At 62.1% G+C, this 454-nt stretch carries 1 protein-coding gene; it reads right to left on the bottom strand.

Translation table 11 applies throughout. From position 1 onward, the window contains the following. On the bottom strand, nt 1-454 hold a 454-nt coding region (locus EN749_RS37100; protein ID WP_245491605.1), incomplete at both ends, for an acyl carrier protein.

Genomic DNA, 454 nt, shown 5'->3' with positions numbered 1-454 from the left:
CGCATATGCCACCGATGATCTCGGGATGCCTGCCGGTCACCGAGGTCAGGGCTTCAAAATAGTTGGTGCCAATTTCGGCCATGGTGGAATAGGGCGTCTCGCCGGGTTCCGTGCCCATGCCGCGCACGGCCATGATCGCGTATTTGTCTTTCAGACGCCTGCTGAAGCGATTGGCGAACAAGGCCGAGCCGGTGATGCCGTGGATCATCGCGATCGGCTCCTGGCCGACGCTGCCGGACACCGGCACGATCAGTTCGCGGGCTGGATGCTCCGGTACCAGCGACGCGATCAAGCGGCCGAATTCGCGCGGTGTCTGGGCTTCGAGCAGGACCGAGGTCTGCAATTTGACGCCGAACCGCTTCTGCACGGCAAGCACCAAAGTCTCCGCCATCAGCGAATCGCCGCCGAGATCGAAGAAATTGTCGTCGAAGCCGACTGCCGGTACGCCCAACTC

The sequence above is a fragment of the Mesorhizobium sp. M7A.F.Ca.ET.027.02.1.1 genome (genome assembly GCF_004022985.1).
Taxonomy (GTDB): Bacteria; Pseudomonadota; Alphaproteobacteria; order Rhizobiales; family Rhizobiaceae; genus Mesorhizobium.
The sequence above is the reverse complement of the archived record's forward strand: the minus strand, read 5'-3'. Positions and strand labels throughout refer to the sequence as shown.